The organism is Pannonibacter sp. Q-1 (genome assembly GCF_054073275.1).
Genome location: NZ_JBSXNB010000004.1, coordinates 380,695 through 393,932, shown reverse-complemented (window position 1 = coordinate 393,932; position 13,238 = coordinate 380,695). Strand labels below are relative to the sequence as shown.

The window sequence follows — 13,238 nt, the reverse complement described above, 5'->3', positions numbered from 1 at the left end:
GCTCCCTGCGGGGCGGGCCTCTTCCCTGAACCGGAGTTCCTTGATGCAGGATACTGATCCAACGCCGCCGCTTCTGTCCAGGATCATGCTCTGGATTGCCAGCGCCGCGCTGATTGCCATGATGCTGTTCGTCATCGTGGATGTGGGGCAGCGGGCCCTCTTCAACAAACCGCTGCGCGGGGCCATCGATCTGGTTTCGATTGCGCTGCTGGTCATGGTGGCCTTTGGCACCGCGCCAGTGCTCGTGCGCCGTGCAGAAATCATCATTGATCTGATCGATCCGGTCATTGGCCAGACCGGGGTTCGCATTCTCGGCACCATCGCAGCCCTTGGCACGGGAGCTATGGTTCTGTTCATCGGCTGGTCGTCGCTCGCCCCGCTGAATGATGCCCTGCGCTGGGGAGAAAAATCACTGGAACTGGGTCTGCCGCAATGGATCCTCTGGGTTGTCGCGCTGATTGGCCTGGCCGGGATCATGTGGGGCGCGCTGGTGCAGATCCTGCACTATCTGCGCAAGCAGCCGGAGGGGCACGAATGACCGGATTTCAGTTCGGCATTGCCGGCATCGTGCTGCTGTTCGTGATGCTTTTCCTGCGGCAGCCGGTCTGGCTGGCGATGGCGGTTGTCGGGGTGGTTGGCAACATCTTCCTCAACAATCTGAACATGGCGAAGTTCATCACCAGCACCACCTTCTTCGACACGGCCGGCAGCTACAGCCTGTCGGTGATCCCGTTGTTCATCTTGATGGGTGAAATCGCGTCCGGCTCGCGCATGTCGTCTGATCTTTTCCGGGCAGCGCAGGTCATGCTGTCAGGGTTGCGCGGCGGACTGGGCATTGCGACCGTGGCAGCGTCGGGCGCCTTCGGGGCGATCTGCGGCTCGTCGGTGGCAACGGCTGCCAGCATGACGCGCATCGCCCTGCCGGAAATGAAACGCGCAGGCTATGAGGAAGGGTATTCGGCGGCCACCATTGCGGCAGGCGGCACGCTGGGTATCCTGATCCCGCCGTCAATCGTTCTGGTCATTTACGGGTCCATCGCCGAACAGTCGGTTGCACGGCTGTTCGCTGCGGCTTTGCTGCCCGGTGTTCTGCTGGCCGTGCTCTACGGCATCGTGGCTCTGTGGGTCGCTCACCGGGGCGGCGCACCGGTCGAGGTTTCAGCCACGTTCAAGGAGCGCATCGCAGCGCTCCGTCACGCCTGGGCCTTTGCGCTGCTGTTCGCAGTGACCATCGGCGGCATCTACACGGGCCTTTTCAGCCCCAATGAAGCTGCTTCAATCGGTGCCTTTGGCGCGATCCTTATCGGTTTCGCCCGGCGCAGCCTGTCCTTGGAGGGGCTGCTCAAGGCCGTTCAGGCCTCAGTCCTGATGTCCTGCACCCTGTTCCTCATCATCATGGGGGCCAAGCTCTTCGGCCAGTTCATCGTCCAGACCCATCTGCCCGATACCCTGCTGCAACTGGCTCTGGAAGCCCAGCTGTCGCCGTTCACGGTGATGGGCATCATCATCTTCCTCTATATTCTTCTGGGCTGCTTCCTCGAAGGCTTCGGCATGGTCCTGATCACCGTGCCCGTCTTCCTGCCGGTCGTCGTGGGCTACGGCTATGACCCGATCCTCTTCGGGGTCCTGGTCGTGGTGCTGGTGGAACTGGGGCTGATCTCGCCGCCGGTGGGCATGAATCTCTTCATCATCCGCGCGCAGGTGCCGGACATGCCGATGTCGGGGCTATACCGCGGCATCGCGCCGTTCCTCATCGCTCCCGTTCTTCTGGTCGGGCTCATCCTCACCTTCCCGCAGCTGACGCTGTGGCTGCCACGCTTGCTCTATTGAGGCATCAATGACCGGTATCGTGATCTTTGACTCCGAGGCTGCCTACTATGCGAGGCACTTGTCGGAACAGTTTCCCTCGCTGTCCATCACCGCCACAGGCGATCTGGAGGAGGCCATCGCGGCGGCGGCGGACGCGCGCGTGCTGATCGGCCTTGCTCCCTATCTGCAGGACCGGCTGCTGGCGGCGGCTCCCCGGCTGGAGTGGGTTCAGGCCCTGACGACCGGCGTCGACAATCTTCTGGGAAATCCGCAGATGAAAGGCGCTGCCCTGACCAGCTGCGGCGGGATTCATGGTCCGCAGATGTCGGAGCTGGCCATCCTGATGATGCTGGCTGGCATCCGCCGCTTTCCGGCGATGCTGGACAATCAGCGGCAAGGGCGCTGGGAGCGGTGGAAACAGCCGCTACTGAGCGGGCGCACCGTCTGCATTGTCGGGCTTGGCGCCATTGCGGAAACCCTTGCGGGGATCTGCCGCGCCTTCGGCATGACAGTGACCGGCGTCAGCAGCGGGCGGTCCGAGGTGCCGGGCTTTGCCCGGATCTACCGGCGGGAGGAATTGCCGCAGGCGGCCCATGAGGCCGATTTCCTCGTCATCCTCGTGCCTCATAGCCCGCAGACCCATCACATCATCAATGCCCAGGTGCTTGGCGCGATGCGTCCGGATGCCTGGCTGATCAACATCGCCCGCGGCGGCTGTGTCGATGAGGAGGCGCTGCTTGAGGTGCTGCGGAGCGGAAAGATTGCAGGGGCGGGGCTGGATGTGTTCGCCGCCGAACCATTGCCGCCGGAAAGCCCGTTCTGGTCGATGCCCAATGTCATCGTCACCCCGCATATCGGCGGGTTTTCCGCCACCTATCACGAACAGGCGCTGCCGGTGGTTGCGCGCAACATGGCCGATTGGCTGCGCGGCGGCGTTTCCGCGCTGACCGGGCGTCTGGACAAGAGGGACAACTGATGCAGACCAACTCACCCATTACCGCGTCCGAGATGGAGCGCCGCTGGTCCGTTGCACGGGGCGTCATGGCAAATCTGGGGCTGGACGCCCTTGTCATGCATGCGCGTGAGGACTGGATGGGCGGCTATGTCCGCTGGTTTACCGATGTGCCCGCCAACAACGGCTATCCGCGCAGCGTGGTCTTCTTTGCAGACCGTCCGATGGTGGTGGTCGAAATGGGGGCATTCGGCACCGACCGGCTGACGGATACGGCTGCGGGTGCCACACGCGGCGTGGGCCGGATTCTGGGTACGCCGTCCTTCCATTCGATCGGCTATACGGTTGATTATGACACGGACCTCCTGCTCCAGGCGTTGCAGGGCGTGGAACGGTTGGGCGTTCTGGTGCCGTCCGCACTGCCGCATGGCATGATGAGTGCATTGGTTTCCCGCTTCGATCTGACCGATGCAACCGATGCGCTGGACCGGGTGAAGGCCATCAAGAGTGCCGAGGAAATCTCTCTCATCCGGCAGTGTGCGGCCTTGCAGGACAAGGTTTTTGCCGAGGTCTGCGATTTCATCCGCCCCGGCGTGAGCGACCGGGACGTGACCAGCCATGCGGAAGCCGTGGGCCGCCGTCTTGGCAGTGATCAGGGGATCTATCTGGGGCTTTCGGCGCCGATGGGGCAGCCCTCCCGCTTCATGAACCGCCCCTTCCAGACCCGTACCCTTCAGCCGGGTGATCACATGTCGCTGCTGATCGAGATCAACGGGCCCGGCGGCCTCTATCTGGAAATCGCCCGCACCATGGTTCTGGGCCGTGCCGATGACCACCTCCTGCAGGCGTTCGAGAACGTCAGGCAAGCGCAGGACCATACGCTTTCCCTGATGAAGCCGGGAACTGCTCCGGCAGACATTGCCGCCGCCCATGATGTCTGGATGACCTCACGCGGCCTGCCAGCCGAGACACGGCTTTATGCCCACGGACAGGGCTGCGAGATGGTGGAGCGCCCGCTGATCCGCCGCGACGAGACCATGCCGCTGGCCAAGGGGATGTGCCTTGCCGTTCATCCTGGCTATGACGATGGCCGGGTCTTTGCGGTGATCTGCGACAATTACATGATCGAGGCTGACGGTCCCGGCGAGTGCCTGCACCGCACCGAGAAGCGCATCTTTGAACTGTGAGAACCATGATGACCCATACTGCGAAGATCGCTCTCGAAGAGCATTTCATGCATCCGGACTTCTTCGACTATTTCGGCACGACCGCCATCAACATCAGCCCGGACCTGTTCGGCAAGGCACGTGAAGCCCTGCTGGATTTCGGCGAACGGCGGCTGACGGCGATGGATGAGGCCGGGATCACCAAGGCGGTCCTTTCCCTTGCAGGGCCCGGCGTTCAGGCTGAAAAGCGCATGGATACGGCGGTGAAACTCGCCCGTCAGGTGAACGATCATCTGGCCGCAGAAATGGCGAAGCAGCCCGCCCGTTACGGTGGCTTCGCCCATCTGGCCATGCAGGATCCGGCGGCGGCTGCCGATGAACTGGAACGCTGCGTGCGTGACCTTGGCATGCAGGGGGCCATGATCAATGGCCAGACTGGCGGCACCTATCTGGATGATGACCGCTATTCGGTGTTTTGGGAAAGGGTCTCGGATCTGGCGGTGCCGGTCTATATCCATCCCAACAACCCGCCGGAAGTGGTACATATGTACAGCGGCCACCCGGAGCTTTTCGGCCCGGTCTGGTCGTGGACGGTGGAAACCGCCACCCATGCGCTGCGGCTGGTGTTTTCGGGCACCTTTGACCGCTTTCCCAATGCCCGCCTGATCCTGGGGCATCTGGGCGAAACGCTGCCCTATCTGCTGTGGCGTCTCGACAGCCGCTGGGAAATCTCCAACCGGGGAGCGATGCGGCTTGAGCATGCGCCCTCCCGCTACTTCCGCAACAATATCTGGGTCACCACCTCAGGCATGTGCTCCGATGCGCCGCTGCGCTGTGCGCTGGACATGCTGGGAGCAGACCGGGTGCTGTTCTCGGCAGATTATCCGTTTGAAAGCGCGGGCGAGGCGGGCGAATGGATCGAGGCAGCGCCAATCTCGGATATCGAGCGCCGTGCCGTCTGCCATGACAATGCGGCCTCCCTGCTGAAGCTCTGAGCTTCGGCAGGGTAAGGGCAGGGGAAACGAAACAGCCCCCGGTGAGTTCGGCTCACCGGGGGCTTTTGTTGGGGGCTTTCGTTGGGGGCTTTCGTTTCTGGCAGTGCTGATAGGGAGGGCTGGGAAATGACGCTTGTGCTCTGGCGTCACTGTCCGCTGATCACCTCAAGCATCATCCGGTATTCCGCAGCGCCGGGCCGGTAGCCTGCGGTGACGTTGAAATGGCTTGCCGCGCAGGCATGGGCGAGGGCATCCATGTCTCCCATGCGGTAGCCGGCTTGCGCCAGCGTTACCGGCAGGGACAGCCGCTGCATCAGCGCTTTCAGGGCGGCGCCGAAATCAGCCGAGGGGGAAAAGCCTGCTGCCCGGTTCAGCGCAGCGACCCGTTCCGGCAGCTTTTCCCGCATCAGGCCGAGCATGGCAAGCACGCCCAATGCACTCAGCCGTCCATGGTGTAGCCCCTGATCGCCGCAGCTGATGGCGATGGCATGGGCCGGCCCCAGTCCCTTGGCGATGGCGATGCCGCCTTCCCATGCCGCCAGCAACATCTGGCCCCGGGCCTCGATGTTCTGCCCGTCCGCCGTGGCCACTTCCACCCAGCGCCAGGCGCGGGCCAGCCCGTCCAGTGCCAGCGTGTCTGCCAGCGGGTTATCCCCCTTGGCGAGATAGCCTTCCACGCAATGGGAAATGGCATCGAGCCCGGTTGCCGCCGTCAGGCTGGCGGGCAGCGTGACGGTCAGCTCCGGATCGCACAGCGCAAGGCGCGGGACGGCGAAACGCGAGGTGATGCCGGCGGAGATGGACTGTGCATCAGGATGAATGCCTGCATCGGGTGAACTGTCCGACCCCGTTCCGGCGGTGGTTGGCACCACGGCGACAGGCCGGATTGTCATTTCCACCCGCTCGGGATGGCCAAGATAGGTGGCCGGCTCCCCGCCTTGTCCTGCGATGACGGCAGCGAGCTTTGCCGTGTCGATCGCCGAGCCTCCGCCCAGTGCCACCACGGCATCGCATTGCCCCTCCCGGTACCTGGCCACTGCAGCCATCACGCCGGCTGAAGTAGGATTTTCGGGGGTCTCCGCGAAGACCGTGCATTGCGTGCCCAGCAAGTCCGCAACGCGGTTTACATGGCCTAGCCGCACAAGGCCGGGGTCACTGACCAGCAGCGGGCGCCGGATGCCGAGCGCAGCCAGTTCTTCCGGCAAGCGCGAGACACTCCCCGGACCGAAGACGATCCGGGGAAAGGAAAGTGCGAAGTCCATCTCAGCCATCCCGCCGGAACAGCATTGCGATCAGGCGGAACACCAGCCTGACCGATACGAACTTCAAGCCAGCACGGAGCTGGCTGGGCCGCAGCACGGCCTTCATCGGCATGGCGCCCATGATCTGGCCGCTGAGCAAAAGCCCGTTTTCGTGGGGTTGAACGTCAAGAACTTCAATCAGTTCCGACCCGTCAGGTCCTTGCATTTTCATGGCTTCACCCGCAGAGCTTGTCGAAGTTGATCTTCATGTCCTGACAGACCTTGATCGCGGTTGCGCGGCCTGCGCCGCTGACCGAGGACACGTTGATAGCCGTTCCGGTGAGATAGAGGTTCGAAAGTCCCGGAACCTTCAGCTTGGCAAGCTCCGGCGTCGGGCGCTGCCCTCCGATCTGGTGCAGGTACTCGCCGATGCCCGACACATCGCCGCGCTGAAACATCGGCGAGTGGCGCGACACCTCCAGCGGGCTGTCGAACCGCCGGCCGATGATGTTGCTGTCACTCATGTTGGTGGTGTAGTCGCGGAAGCGCTCCAGCAGCCAGTCAGCCATCTCCTGATTGCGGCGGTCCCACTCGGACGAGCCGCCCCCGCGCAGGTCGAACGGACCGAAGCCATAGACGGTGATGGCGCATTTGCCTTCCGGCACCTGGGTAGGATCGAACTGGCATTGCATGTGCGAGGCCAGGATCGTGTCATTGGAGCCTTCCGCCCACATGTCGCCATAGCGGTAGTTGTCGAAGACCCGCAGGAAGCGTTCCAGCGTTGAGGGGGTGTAGTTCTGCAGGACGACCCGTCCGACCTCTTCCCCGGCCTTGAACTTCGGCGTTTCGTGCAGCGCGTAATGCTGCGGCATGATCGAGAAGGCGCCGCTCTGGGTCCGTTTGGCCCGCTGCACGACACCGGGATCGAGGCCGTCTACCATCTCTCCCAGCAGGTGAGGGTGGATCTGCCCGATGATGCCGTCACGGGCGCGGATCACCTCTCCGCCCTCAAGCCGCACGCCTACGGCCTTGCCGCCCTCGGTGATCACCTTCTCCACATGTGTGCGGCCGCGCAATTCACCGCCGTGGTCCTCAAGGCAGGCGATCAGCGCATCGACAAGCGCGCCCGAGCCGCCCACCGGAACGCCGATCGGGTGCCGGTGCACCATGCCCGGCATCGTGTAGATGACGAAGCCCGTGCCCATTTCCTCCGGCGCGGTCAGGGTTTCAGCGGCAAATTTCAGTAGATGGATAATCAGCTTGTCGCTTTCGAAGAACTCGCGGCAGATGTCGAGCTTGGACATCTGGAGCGCGCGCATCATCTCCTGCCCTTCAAGGCTTTGATCCAGCAGGGCGTAGAATGGGCCCTGGGGCAGTGCAGGCACGAAGAGGCTCTGCGTCACCATCGGCAGGATCTTCATGCTCATCGCCGCGAACTTGCGATAGGCTTCCGCATCCCGCTGGCTGAACTGGGCGATGGATTCACATGTGCGCTCCACGTCCTTGTAGGTGACAAGGGCGGTGCCATCATCGAACATCGTCGAATAGACGCCGTCCGGATAGATGTACTTCAGCCCATATTTTGATTGCAGTTTCAGCTCGTCATTGATGATCAGCGGGTTTGCCTGAATGTTGACGTGCAGCGAAGAATGCAGGTCGAATTTGAAGCCCGGCGCAATGATTTCCTTGGTAACGACACCACCGCCGTACCAGTCGTTGCGTTCCAGAACGAGGATCTTCTTGCCAGCCTTGGCAAGGTAACATGCAGCCGTCAGCCCGTTATGTCCGGAGCCGATGACGATGAAGTCATAGGTCGAGGCCACTGTGGTCACTCCTTGAGGTATCAGGTTTTACGTCTTTGCTGGCCGCAGCACTCAGATTGGATAGTGCTGGTTCGGGTCTTCGACGGTGACCCAGTGGATTTCCGTGAATTCGTTGATCCCGGCATGACCACCGAACCGGCCGTAGCCGGATGCCTTCATGCCGCCGAGCGGCATCTGCGCCTCGTCGTAGACGGTGGGGCCATTGATGTGGCAGCAGCCGAATTCCAGCTGGTTGGCGATGTCCAGCGCACGGGTAATGTTGCTTGAGAAGATCGCGGCCTTCAGCCCGTATTCCGTATCGTTGGCAACGGCGATGGCCTCTTCGGCATCATTGACCCGGACGAGACAGGTGACGGGACCGAAGGATTCCTCGTAGTAGATCCGCATTTGCGGCGTCACGTGATCGAGCAGGCTCGGCTGCATCACCGCCCCGTCATGGGTGCCGCGCACCAGTGCCACGGCGCCCTTGTCAACCGCATCGGCAATCAGGGCTTCCACACGTGCGGCAGCATCCGGGCTGATCAGACCGCCCAGTGGAGCGTTCGATGAATGAGGGTTGTCGGCAGCAAGGCTCTCGACCTTGACCTTCATCTTGCGGGCGAATTCATCGGCGATCCGGGTGTCGAGGACGACCCGTTCCGTTGACATGCAGATCTGTCCCTGATGCATGTAGGCACCGAAGGCAGCAGCGCGTACGGCGTTATCAATGTCTGCGTCGTCCAGCACCAGCAGCGGGGCCTTGCCGCCCAGCTCCAGCAGCACAGGCTTGAGATGCCTTGCCCCCATCTGGGCGATGATGCGCCCGGTGGCCGTCGAGCCGGTGAAGTTCACCCGCCGCACCTCGTGACAGGCGATCATCGCCTCGACAACCTTTGGCGCGTCTTCACGGGTGTGGGTGATGAAGTTCATCGCTCCGGCAGGCAGGCCGGCATCAATGAGCACCTGCGCCAGCAGATATTGCGTGCCTGGGCTGTTCTCCGAGGCCTTGAGCACCACCGTGTTGCCGCAGGTCAGCGCCGTGCCAAAGGCGCGGACGGCAAGGATGATGGGGGCGTTCCAGGGCACGATCGACAGCACGACGCCCACCGGCCGGCGGAAGGCAAAGGCATGGGCACCCGGCTTGTCGGCGGGAATGATCTCACCCTTGATGTGGGTGGTCAGCGAGGCTGCCTCGCGCAGCATCCCGGCGGCCAGGCGCACGTTGAAGCGCACCCAGGGCAGCGAGGCCCCGGTTTCGCTGATCATCATCTTCTCGAACTGGCTGGCCCGTTCCTGAAGCAGGTCTGCCGCCTTGAGCAGGATATCGCGGCGGTAGGACGGGCCGGTCTTCGCCCATGCAGGCAGGGCCCTTGCTGCGGACTTGACGGCCGCAATGGCATCTTTCGGCGTTGCTGCGGCAAAGGTGGTCACGGGCTCGCCCGTCACCGGATCATGCCGTATGGCGGTCGCCCCTCCGCTCGCGGCAGTAGGGCGGTTATCGATGATCAGTTCAGACAGCATTTTGCTCCTCCCGGCAGAAGGCCAGCCCTGGATGGCTGGCCGGCAGATGACCGGCTGTAAGGTCCGGGTGTCAGGAACCGCTCCTCTTCAATTTCTGACACATGTGTCAGTTATTCATTTTTCGACACTTGTGTCAATAATTCATGCCGAGTGATGGAGGCGGCTTGCCTTCACCGCCCGGTAAGGTGATGAAGGGGGAGTGACCGGGGAGTGAAGCCATGACGATTCCCAATCCTGCCAGCTTCCGCAGCGCAGCGAGCGACCGGGAGAAACGGGTGCGGACCCGCGCGCTGTTGATGGACTGTGCAATTGCGGAATTTGCCGCAAAGGGGCTGGCGCAGACCTCGGTCGATGACGTCGTGACCAAGGCTCAGGTTTCGCGCGGCACGTTCTATTATCACTTTGCCAACATGGACGAGATCATGGAGGCGGTGGGCCGGGCAGTTGCCGCCACATTCGTCACCATCGTCGATCAGGATATCCGCGAGGTCGAGACTGGGCCCGAGCGGGTGGCGCTGGCCACCCAGATCTTCATCGAGATGGCCTCGGCAATCCCGGACTGGGGGCGGCTGGTCAGTGATGCGCTGACGAACATGGGTGTGTTCTACGAACATATCTCACGGGGGATCCGCAAGGACGTGCTGGTCGGCTTCCGTAGTGGTGACTTCAGGACCGGGCCGACGGATTTTCTGTTCAGCGGATTGCTGGCTGTCGTCGGCGCTGCCGTTCGCGCCCGGCTTCAGTTCCCCGATGACCGGACGATCGCCCCGCAGGCGGCCGAACTGGTCCTGCTGATGCTGGCAACCCCGAGTGAAACGGCGAGAACCCTGCCTGGAGAAGTGATGCGGAAATATTCCGGCAAGGTGTGGCACAACCCGGACGAAATCCAGAAGTCCCTCGCCACGATCATGCCGCCGCTTCTGAACGAGATGCTGGATAGTCAGGAATCCAGTGCGGATGCCAGAACTTGAGAGGCTGATACATCATGCCCATGGACGTTCCCCGGAGGACATAACCGGGTGCTGCACGGGTAAACCCATGAAGAGATGGCGTCAGAACGGCAGGATCAGCGGCACCAGCAGCACGCTGGTGAGAAGGGTGATCAGCGTGAAGGGCACGCCGATCTTCATGAAGTCGCCGAAGCGGTAGTTTCCTGGTCCGACGACCAGCGTGTTCACCGGCGAGGATACGGGCGTCATGAAGGCGGCGGAGGCGGCCAGGGCCACGGTCATGGCAAAAGGGTAGGGCGAGGTGTTCATCTCCTGCGCCACCGCCAGAGCCACCGGCGCCATCAGCACGGCAGTTGCCGTGTTGGAGATGAAAAGGCCCAGAACGGAGGTTGTGGCGAAGAGCGCGGCCAGCACCAGATGCGGGCTTGCCTCTCCCAGAATGTCCAGCAGCAGGCTGGCGGCAATATCGACCCCGCCGGTGCGCTGCAGCGCCAGCGAGAAGGGCAGCATGCCGACGATCAGGATGAGGCTCTGCCAGTGGATCGAGCGGTAGGCTTCTGCCATGCCGATGCAGCGGAACAGCCCGAGCAGCAGGCATCCGAACAGCGCTGCCTGAACATTCGGCACGATGCCCGACACCATCAGCGCGATCACCAGCGCCAGCACGGCCAGCGTCCGCGGGGCCCGGTGGCGGGCATGGACGGCATTTTCGGATTCGGCCGGCAGGTCCAGCAGCACCAGATCGCGCCGCTCGTCCGCCAGATTGCGGATCGACCGCCAGGGACCGGCAGCCAGCAGCGTGTCGCCTGCCTGCAGGACTTCGGCGGTGACAGCTTCGGGCACCGGTTCCGTGCCGTGCTTCATGCCAATGACCGACAGGCCATAGACCGAACGGAACTTCGCGCTCATCAGCGTCTTTCCGGTCAGGCGGGAGCCCGGCGGCACAAGGATCTGCGCCATGCCGATTTCCTGCGTGGTGTCGGCAAGCCATTGCTCCGTCACCGGCAGTTCCGCAAGGCCATGGGTGCGGGCAAAACTGGCAAAGTCAAAGCCGGATTTTTCGCTGCTGACCCGCTGGTCGATCATCAGGATGTCGCCGGCCTCCAGCACGGTGGCGGCCTGGGGCGAGATCAGCTTGCGGCGGAACAGATTGCCCCGTTCGATGGCGATGATGTTGATGCCGGCACTGGCACGCAGGTCCAGCGTGTCGAGCCGCCGGCCGGTAAGCCCTGAGCCGGGCATCACCTGCAGCCGGTGCTCGCGGCCGCCGATGGCATAATCCTCCACCCAGCTTCTGAGGGCTGCACGGCCTGAGACTTCCGCCGTTTCGCCGGGAGAGAGAAACCGCCGCGCCGCCAGCATGTAGAGCACTGCCAGCAGCAGCACGGGCACGCCAAAGGGGGTGAAGGCAAAGAAGCTGAAGCCCTCATGCCCCTGCCGGATCAGTTCGGCGTGGATGACAAGGTTTGGCGCTGTGGCGACGAGGGTCATCATGCCGCTGATCAGCGCCGCCATGGACAGGGGCATCATCAGCCGGCCCGCCGGAATGCGGGCCTTGCGGGCGATGCGCAGCACGATGGGAATGAAAATGGCCACCACCCCGGTGGAGGACATGAAGGAGCCGACACCGGCCACGATCAGCATCAGCAGAAAAATCAGCCGCGCCTCGCTGGCGCCTGCCCTGAGGGTGAGCCAGTCGCCCAGCCGCTGCGCCACGCCCGTGCGCACCAGCGCTTCGCCAATGACGAAAAGCGCCGCAATCAGCACGATATTCGGGTCGGACAGCCCGGCCAGCGCCTCCTGCATGCTGATCACGCCTGTCAGCGGCAAGGCCGTCATCATGATCACCGCCACCACATCCATGCGCGGCCGGTTGATCGCAAACATGATCACCGCAGCGCCAAGGAGGGCAAGAACCTGAGCAAGCGCAGACATGGGCAGAACCTCGTTGGCGGCAGGGGGCAGGGCGCGGGGATGACGAGGGCATCATCCCCGAACAGGGGCAGACTGGCAACCGCCGGAACCTCCCAGAGCCTTGTTGTGCCCGTGTGAGACGGGCGGCCCATTGTCCGGGCGCCTGTGTGATTTCATGGCTTTGCAGGAAGATATTATACTGCTTTGGAAGCCGTGATGGCGAGGGTGGTGAAAGGAAGAGCGGTGCCTGCGAGCGCAGATGCGCTTGCGGGCTCCCGGCCGGATTTTCGGGCCGCACTCTGCGCAATGGACAAAGGCTGTGGCCAAGCGGCACAAACTTGCTTAGAGCTTCACGTCCGGAAACCTGCAGCCGCCCGAGGAGTGCCCGAGTTTGCCCGATATCCATCTCACGCCAGCTGTTGCAACGGTACTGTTCATCGTGGCCTGTCTTGCAGGCTACAGCTACAGGCGTGTGTGGAAGGCAGAAGGCCCCAGGTGGCAGCTCTGGCTCTACGGATTGCTGGCCGCAACAACGCTGCTGGTTCTGGCTTTCGTGCCTCTGGTGCCAGGCCGCTAAGGTGATGGGGTGCTGAGATGCCGGGGCGCTGAGGTATTTGGCACCGGCAAAGCCTGGTGACGCAGCAGGAAGGTCAGGAGGCCTGATTGGCCTCCGCCATCTTCTGGCGCTTGCGCGGGCAGGCCATGCGCTCATGCAGCGGGCTGTTCGGATCAATCTCGCGCTTGCACACAAGGCAATGATCGGCGCCGGAAATCGCGTTCAGTCCGCCGCAGCTTCCCTTGATGGTGCGCCCCGACACGATCACCCCGATCGCCATGCCCAGCACCACAATCAGGAACAGAACAAAAGCGATCGTGAGGGTTGCCATG

General features: G+C 63.0%; 13 protein-coding genes. 7 read left to right on the top strand and 6 right to left on the bottom strand.

The window, feature by feature from the left end; all coding sequences use genetic code 11:
* Nucleotides 1-43: 43 nt before the first annotated feature.
* Genes ACVNHC_RS13280 through ACVNHC_RS13260 form a run of 5 tightly spaced genes read left to right on the top strand, consistent with a single transcriptional unit; the run spans nucleotide 44 to nucleotide 4,922 of the window.
* Entirely contained in the window at nucleotides 44-538 is a 495-nt protein-coding gene (locus tag ACVNHC_RS13280; protein ID WP_050472816.1) for a TRAP transporter small permease, read from the top strand.
* A complete protein-coding gene (locus tag ACVNHC_RS13275) occupies nucleotides 535-1,830 on the top strand; it encodes a TRAP transporter large permease (RefSeq protein ID WP_122520287.1) in 1,296 nt (431 codons plus the stop codon). Before ACVNHC_RS13280 ends, ACVNHC_RS13275 begins: the two co-directional genes overlap by 4 nt.
* Before the next feature lie 7 nt (nucleotides 1,831-1,837).
* Nucleotides 1,838-2,785 carry a D-2-hydroxyacid dehydrogenase gene (locus tag ACVNHC_RS13270; protein ID WP_122520286.1) on the top strand — a complete coding sequence of 316 codons (948 nt, stop codon included), beginning with the start codon at nucleotides 1,838-1,840 and terminating at the stop codon, nucleotides 2,783-2,785.
* Nucleotides 2,785-3,948, top strand: a complete 1,164-nt coding sequence (locus tag ACVNHC_RS13265; RefSeq protein ID WP_457167531.1) for a M24 family metallopeptidase — start codon at nucleotides 2,785-2,787, stop codon at nucleotides 3,946-3,948. The genes ACVNHC_RS13270 and ACVNHC_RS13265 overlap by 1 nt, the downstream gene beginning before the upstream one ends.
* Nucleotides 3,949-3,956: 8 nt before the next feature.
* A complete protein-coding gene (locus ACVNHC_RS13260; protein WP_457167530.1) occupies nucleotides 3,957-4,922 on the top strand; it encodes an amidohydrolase family protein in 966 nt (321 codons plus the stop codon).
* A 146-nt stretch (nucleotides 4,923-5,068) separates the two neighbouring features.
* On the opposite strand, the gene ACVNHC_RS13255 is transcribed toward ACVNHC_RS13260, so the two are convergent.
* The 4 genes from ACVNHC_RS13255 to ACVNHC_RS13240 are packed head-to-tail and all read right to left on the bottom strand — an operon-like array spanning nucleotide 5,069 to nucleotide 9,486.
* On the bottom strand, nucleotides 5,069-6,184 hold the full coding sequence (locus ACVNHC_RS13255) for an iron-containing alcohol dehydrogenase (protein ID WP_457167529.1): 1,116 nt from the start codon (nucleotides 6,182-6,184) through the stop codon (nucleotides 5,069-5,071).
* Between the two features lies 1 nt (nucleotide 6,185).
* Nucleotides 6,186-6,395, bottom strand: a complete 210-nt coding sequence (locus ACVNHC_RS13250) for a hypothetical protein (RefSeq protein ID WP_123194530.1) — start codon at nucleotides 6,393-6,395, stop codon at nucleotides 6,186-6,188.
* A gap of 4 nt (nucleotides 6,396-6,399) precedes the next feature.
* On the bottom strand, nucleotides 6,400-7,986 hold the full coding sequence (locus ACVNHC_RS13245; RefSeq protein WP_457167528.1) for a phytoene desaturase family protein: 1,587 nt from the start codon (nucleotides 7,984-7,986) through the stop codon (nucleotides 6,400-6,402).
* Nucleotides 7,987-8,037: 51 nt separating this feature from the next.
* Nucleotides 8,038-9,486 carry an aldehyde dehydrogenase gene (locus ACVNHC_RS13240; protein WP_457167527.1) on the bottom strand — a complete coding sequence of 483 codons (1,449 nt, stop codon included), beginning with the start codon at nucleotides 9,484-9,486 and terminating at the stop codon, nucleotides 8,038-8,040.
* 218 nt (nucleotides 9,487-9,704) lie between these two features.
* On the opposite strand from ACVNHC_RS13240, the gene ACVNHC_RS13235 reads away from it, so the two are divergent.
* Nucleotides 9,705-10,457, top strand: a complete 753-nt coding sequence (locus ACVNHC_RS13235; protein ID WP_050472824.1) for a TetR/AcrR family transcriptional regulator — start codon at nucleotides 9,705-9,707, stop codon at nucleotides 10,455-10,457.
* A gap of 81 nt (nucleotides 10,458-10,538) precedes the next feature.
* On the opposite strand, the gene ACVNHC_RS13230 is transcribed toward ACVNHC_RS13235, so the two are convergent.
* Nucleotides 10,539-12,371: an SLC13 family permease gene (locus ACVNHC_RS13230; protein ID WP_457167526.1), complete on the bottom strand. Its 1,833-nt coding sequence runs from the start codon at nucleotides 12,369-12,371 to the stop codon at nucleotides 10,539-10,541.
* Between the two features lie 370 nt (nucleotides 12,372-12,741).
* Between ACVNHC_RS13230 and ACVNHC_RS13225 the strand changes: the two genes are divergently transcribed.
* Complete coding sequence (locus ACVNHC_RS13225) at nucleotides 12,742-12,927, top strand: hypothetical protein (protein ID WP_019964767.1); 186 nt, start codon at nucleotides 12,742-12,744, stop codon at nucleotides 12,925-12,927.
* 73 nt (nucleotides 12,928-13,000) lie between these two features.
* Here ACVNHC_RS13225 and nqrM read toward each other — a convergent pair whose 3' ends face one another.
* Nucleotides 13,001-13,237, bottom strand: coding sequence for a (Na+)-NQR maturation NqrM (gene nqrM / locus ACVNHC_RS13220; RefSeq protein ID WP_457167525.1), 237 nt, complete (start codon nucleotides 13,235-13,237; stop codon nucleotides 13,001-13,003).
* Between the last annotated feature and the right edge of the window lies 1 nt (nucleotide 13,238).

Bases quoted from the DNA above. Each gene is read 5' to 3' on its own strand.
- ACVNHC_RS13280 (WP_050472816.1), top strand. From the start codon at position 44: ATGCAGGATACTGATCCAACGCCGCCGCTTCTGTCCAGGATCATGCTC.
- ACVNHC_RS13275 (WP_122520287.1), top strand. From the start codon at position 535: ATGACCGGATTTCAGTTCGGCATTGCCGGCATCGTGCTGCTGTTCGTG.
- ACVNHC_RS13270 (WP_122520286.1), top strand. From the start codon at position 1,838: ATGACCGGTATCGTGATCTTTGACTCCGAGGCTGCCTACTATGCGAGG.
- ACVNHC_RS13265 (WP_457167531.1), top strand. From the start codon at position 2,785: ATGCAGACCAACTCACCCATTACCGCGTCCGAGATGGAGCGCCGCTGG.
- ACVNHC_RS13260 (WP_457167530.1), top strand. From the start codon at position 3,957: ATGACCCATACTGCGAAGATCGCTCTCGAAGAGCATTTCATGCATCCG.
- ACVNHC_RS13255 (WP_457167529.1), bottom strand. From the start codon at position 6,184: ATGGACTTCGCACTTTCCTTTCCCCGGATCGTCTTCGGTCCGGGGAGT.
- ACVNHC_RS13250 (WP_123194530.1), bottom strand. From the start codon at position 6,395: ATGAAAATGCAAGGACCTGACGGGTCGGAACTGATTGAAGTTCTTGAC.
- ACVNHC_RS13240 (WP_457167527.1), bottom strand. From the start codon at position 9,486: ATGCTGTCTGAACTGATCATCGATAACCGCCCTACTGCCGCGAGCGGA.
- ACVNHC_RS13235 (WP_050472824.1), top strand. From the start codon at position 9,705: ATGACGATTCCCAATCCTGCCAGCTTCCGCAGCGCAGCGAGCGACCGG.
- ACVNHC_RS13230 (WP_457167526.1), bottom strand. From the start codon at position 12,371: ATGTCTGCGCTTGCTCAGGTTCTTGCCCTCCTTGGCGCTGCGGTGATC.
- nqrM (WP_457167525.1), bottom strand. From the start codon at position 13,237: ATGGCAACCCTCACGATCGCTTTTGTTCTGTTCCTGATTGTGGTGCTG.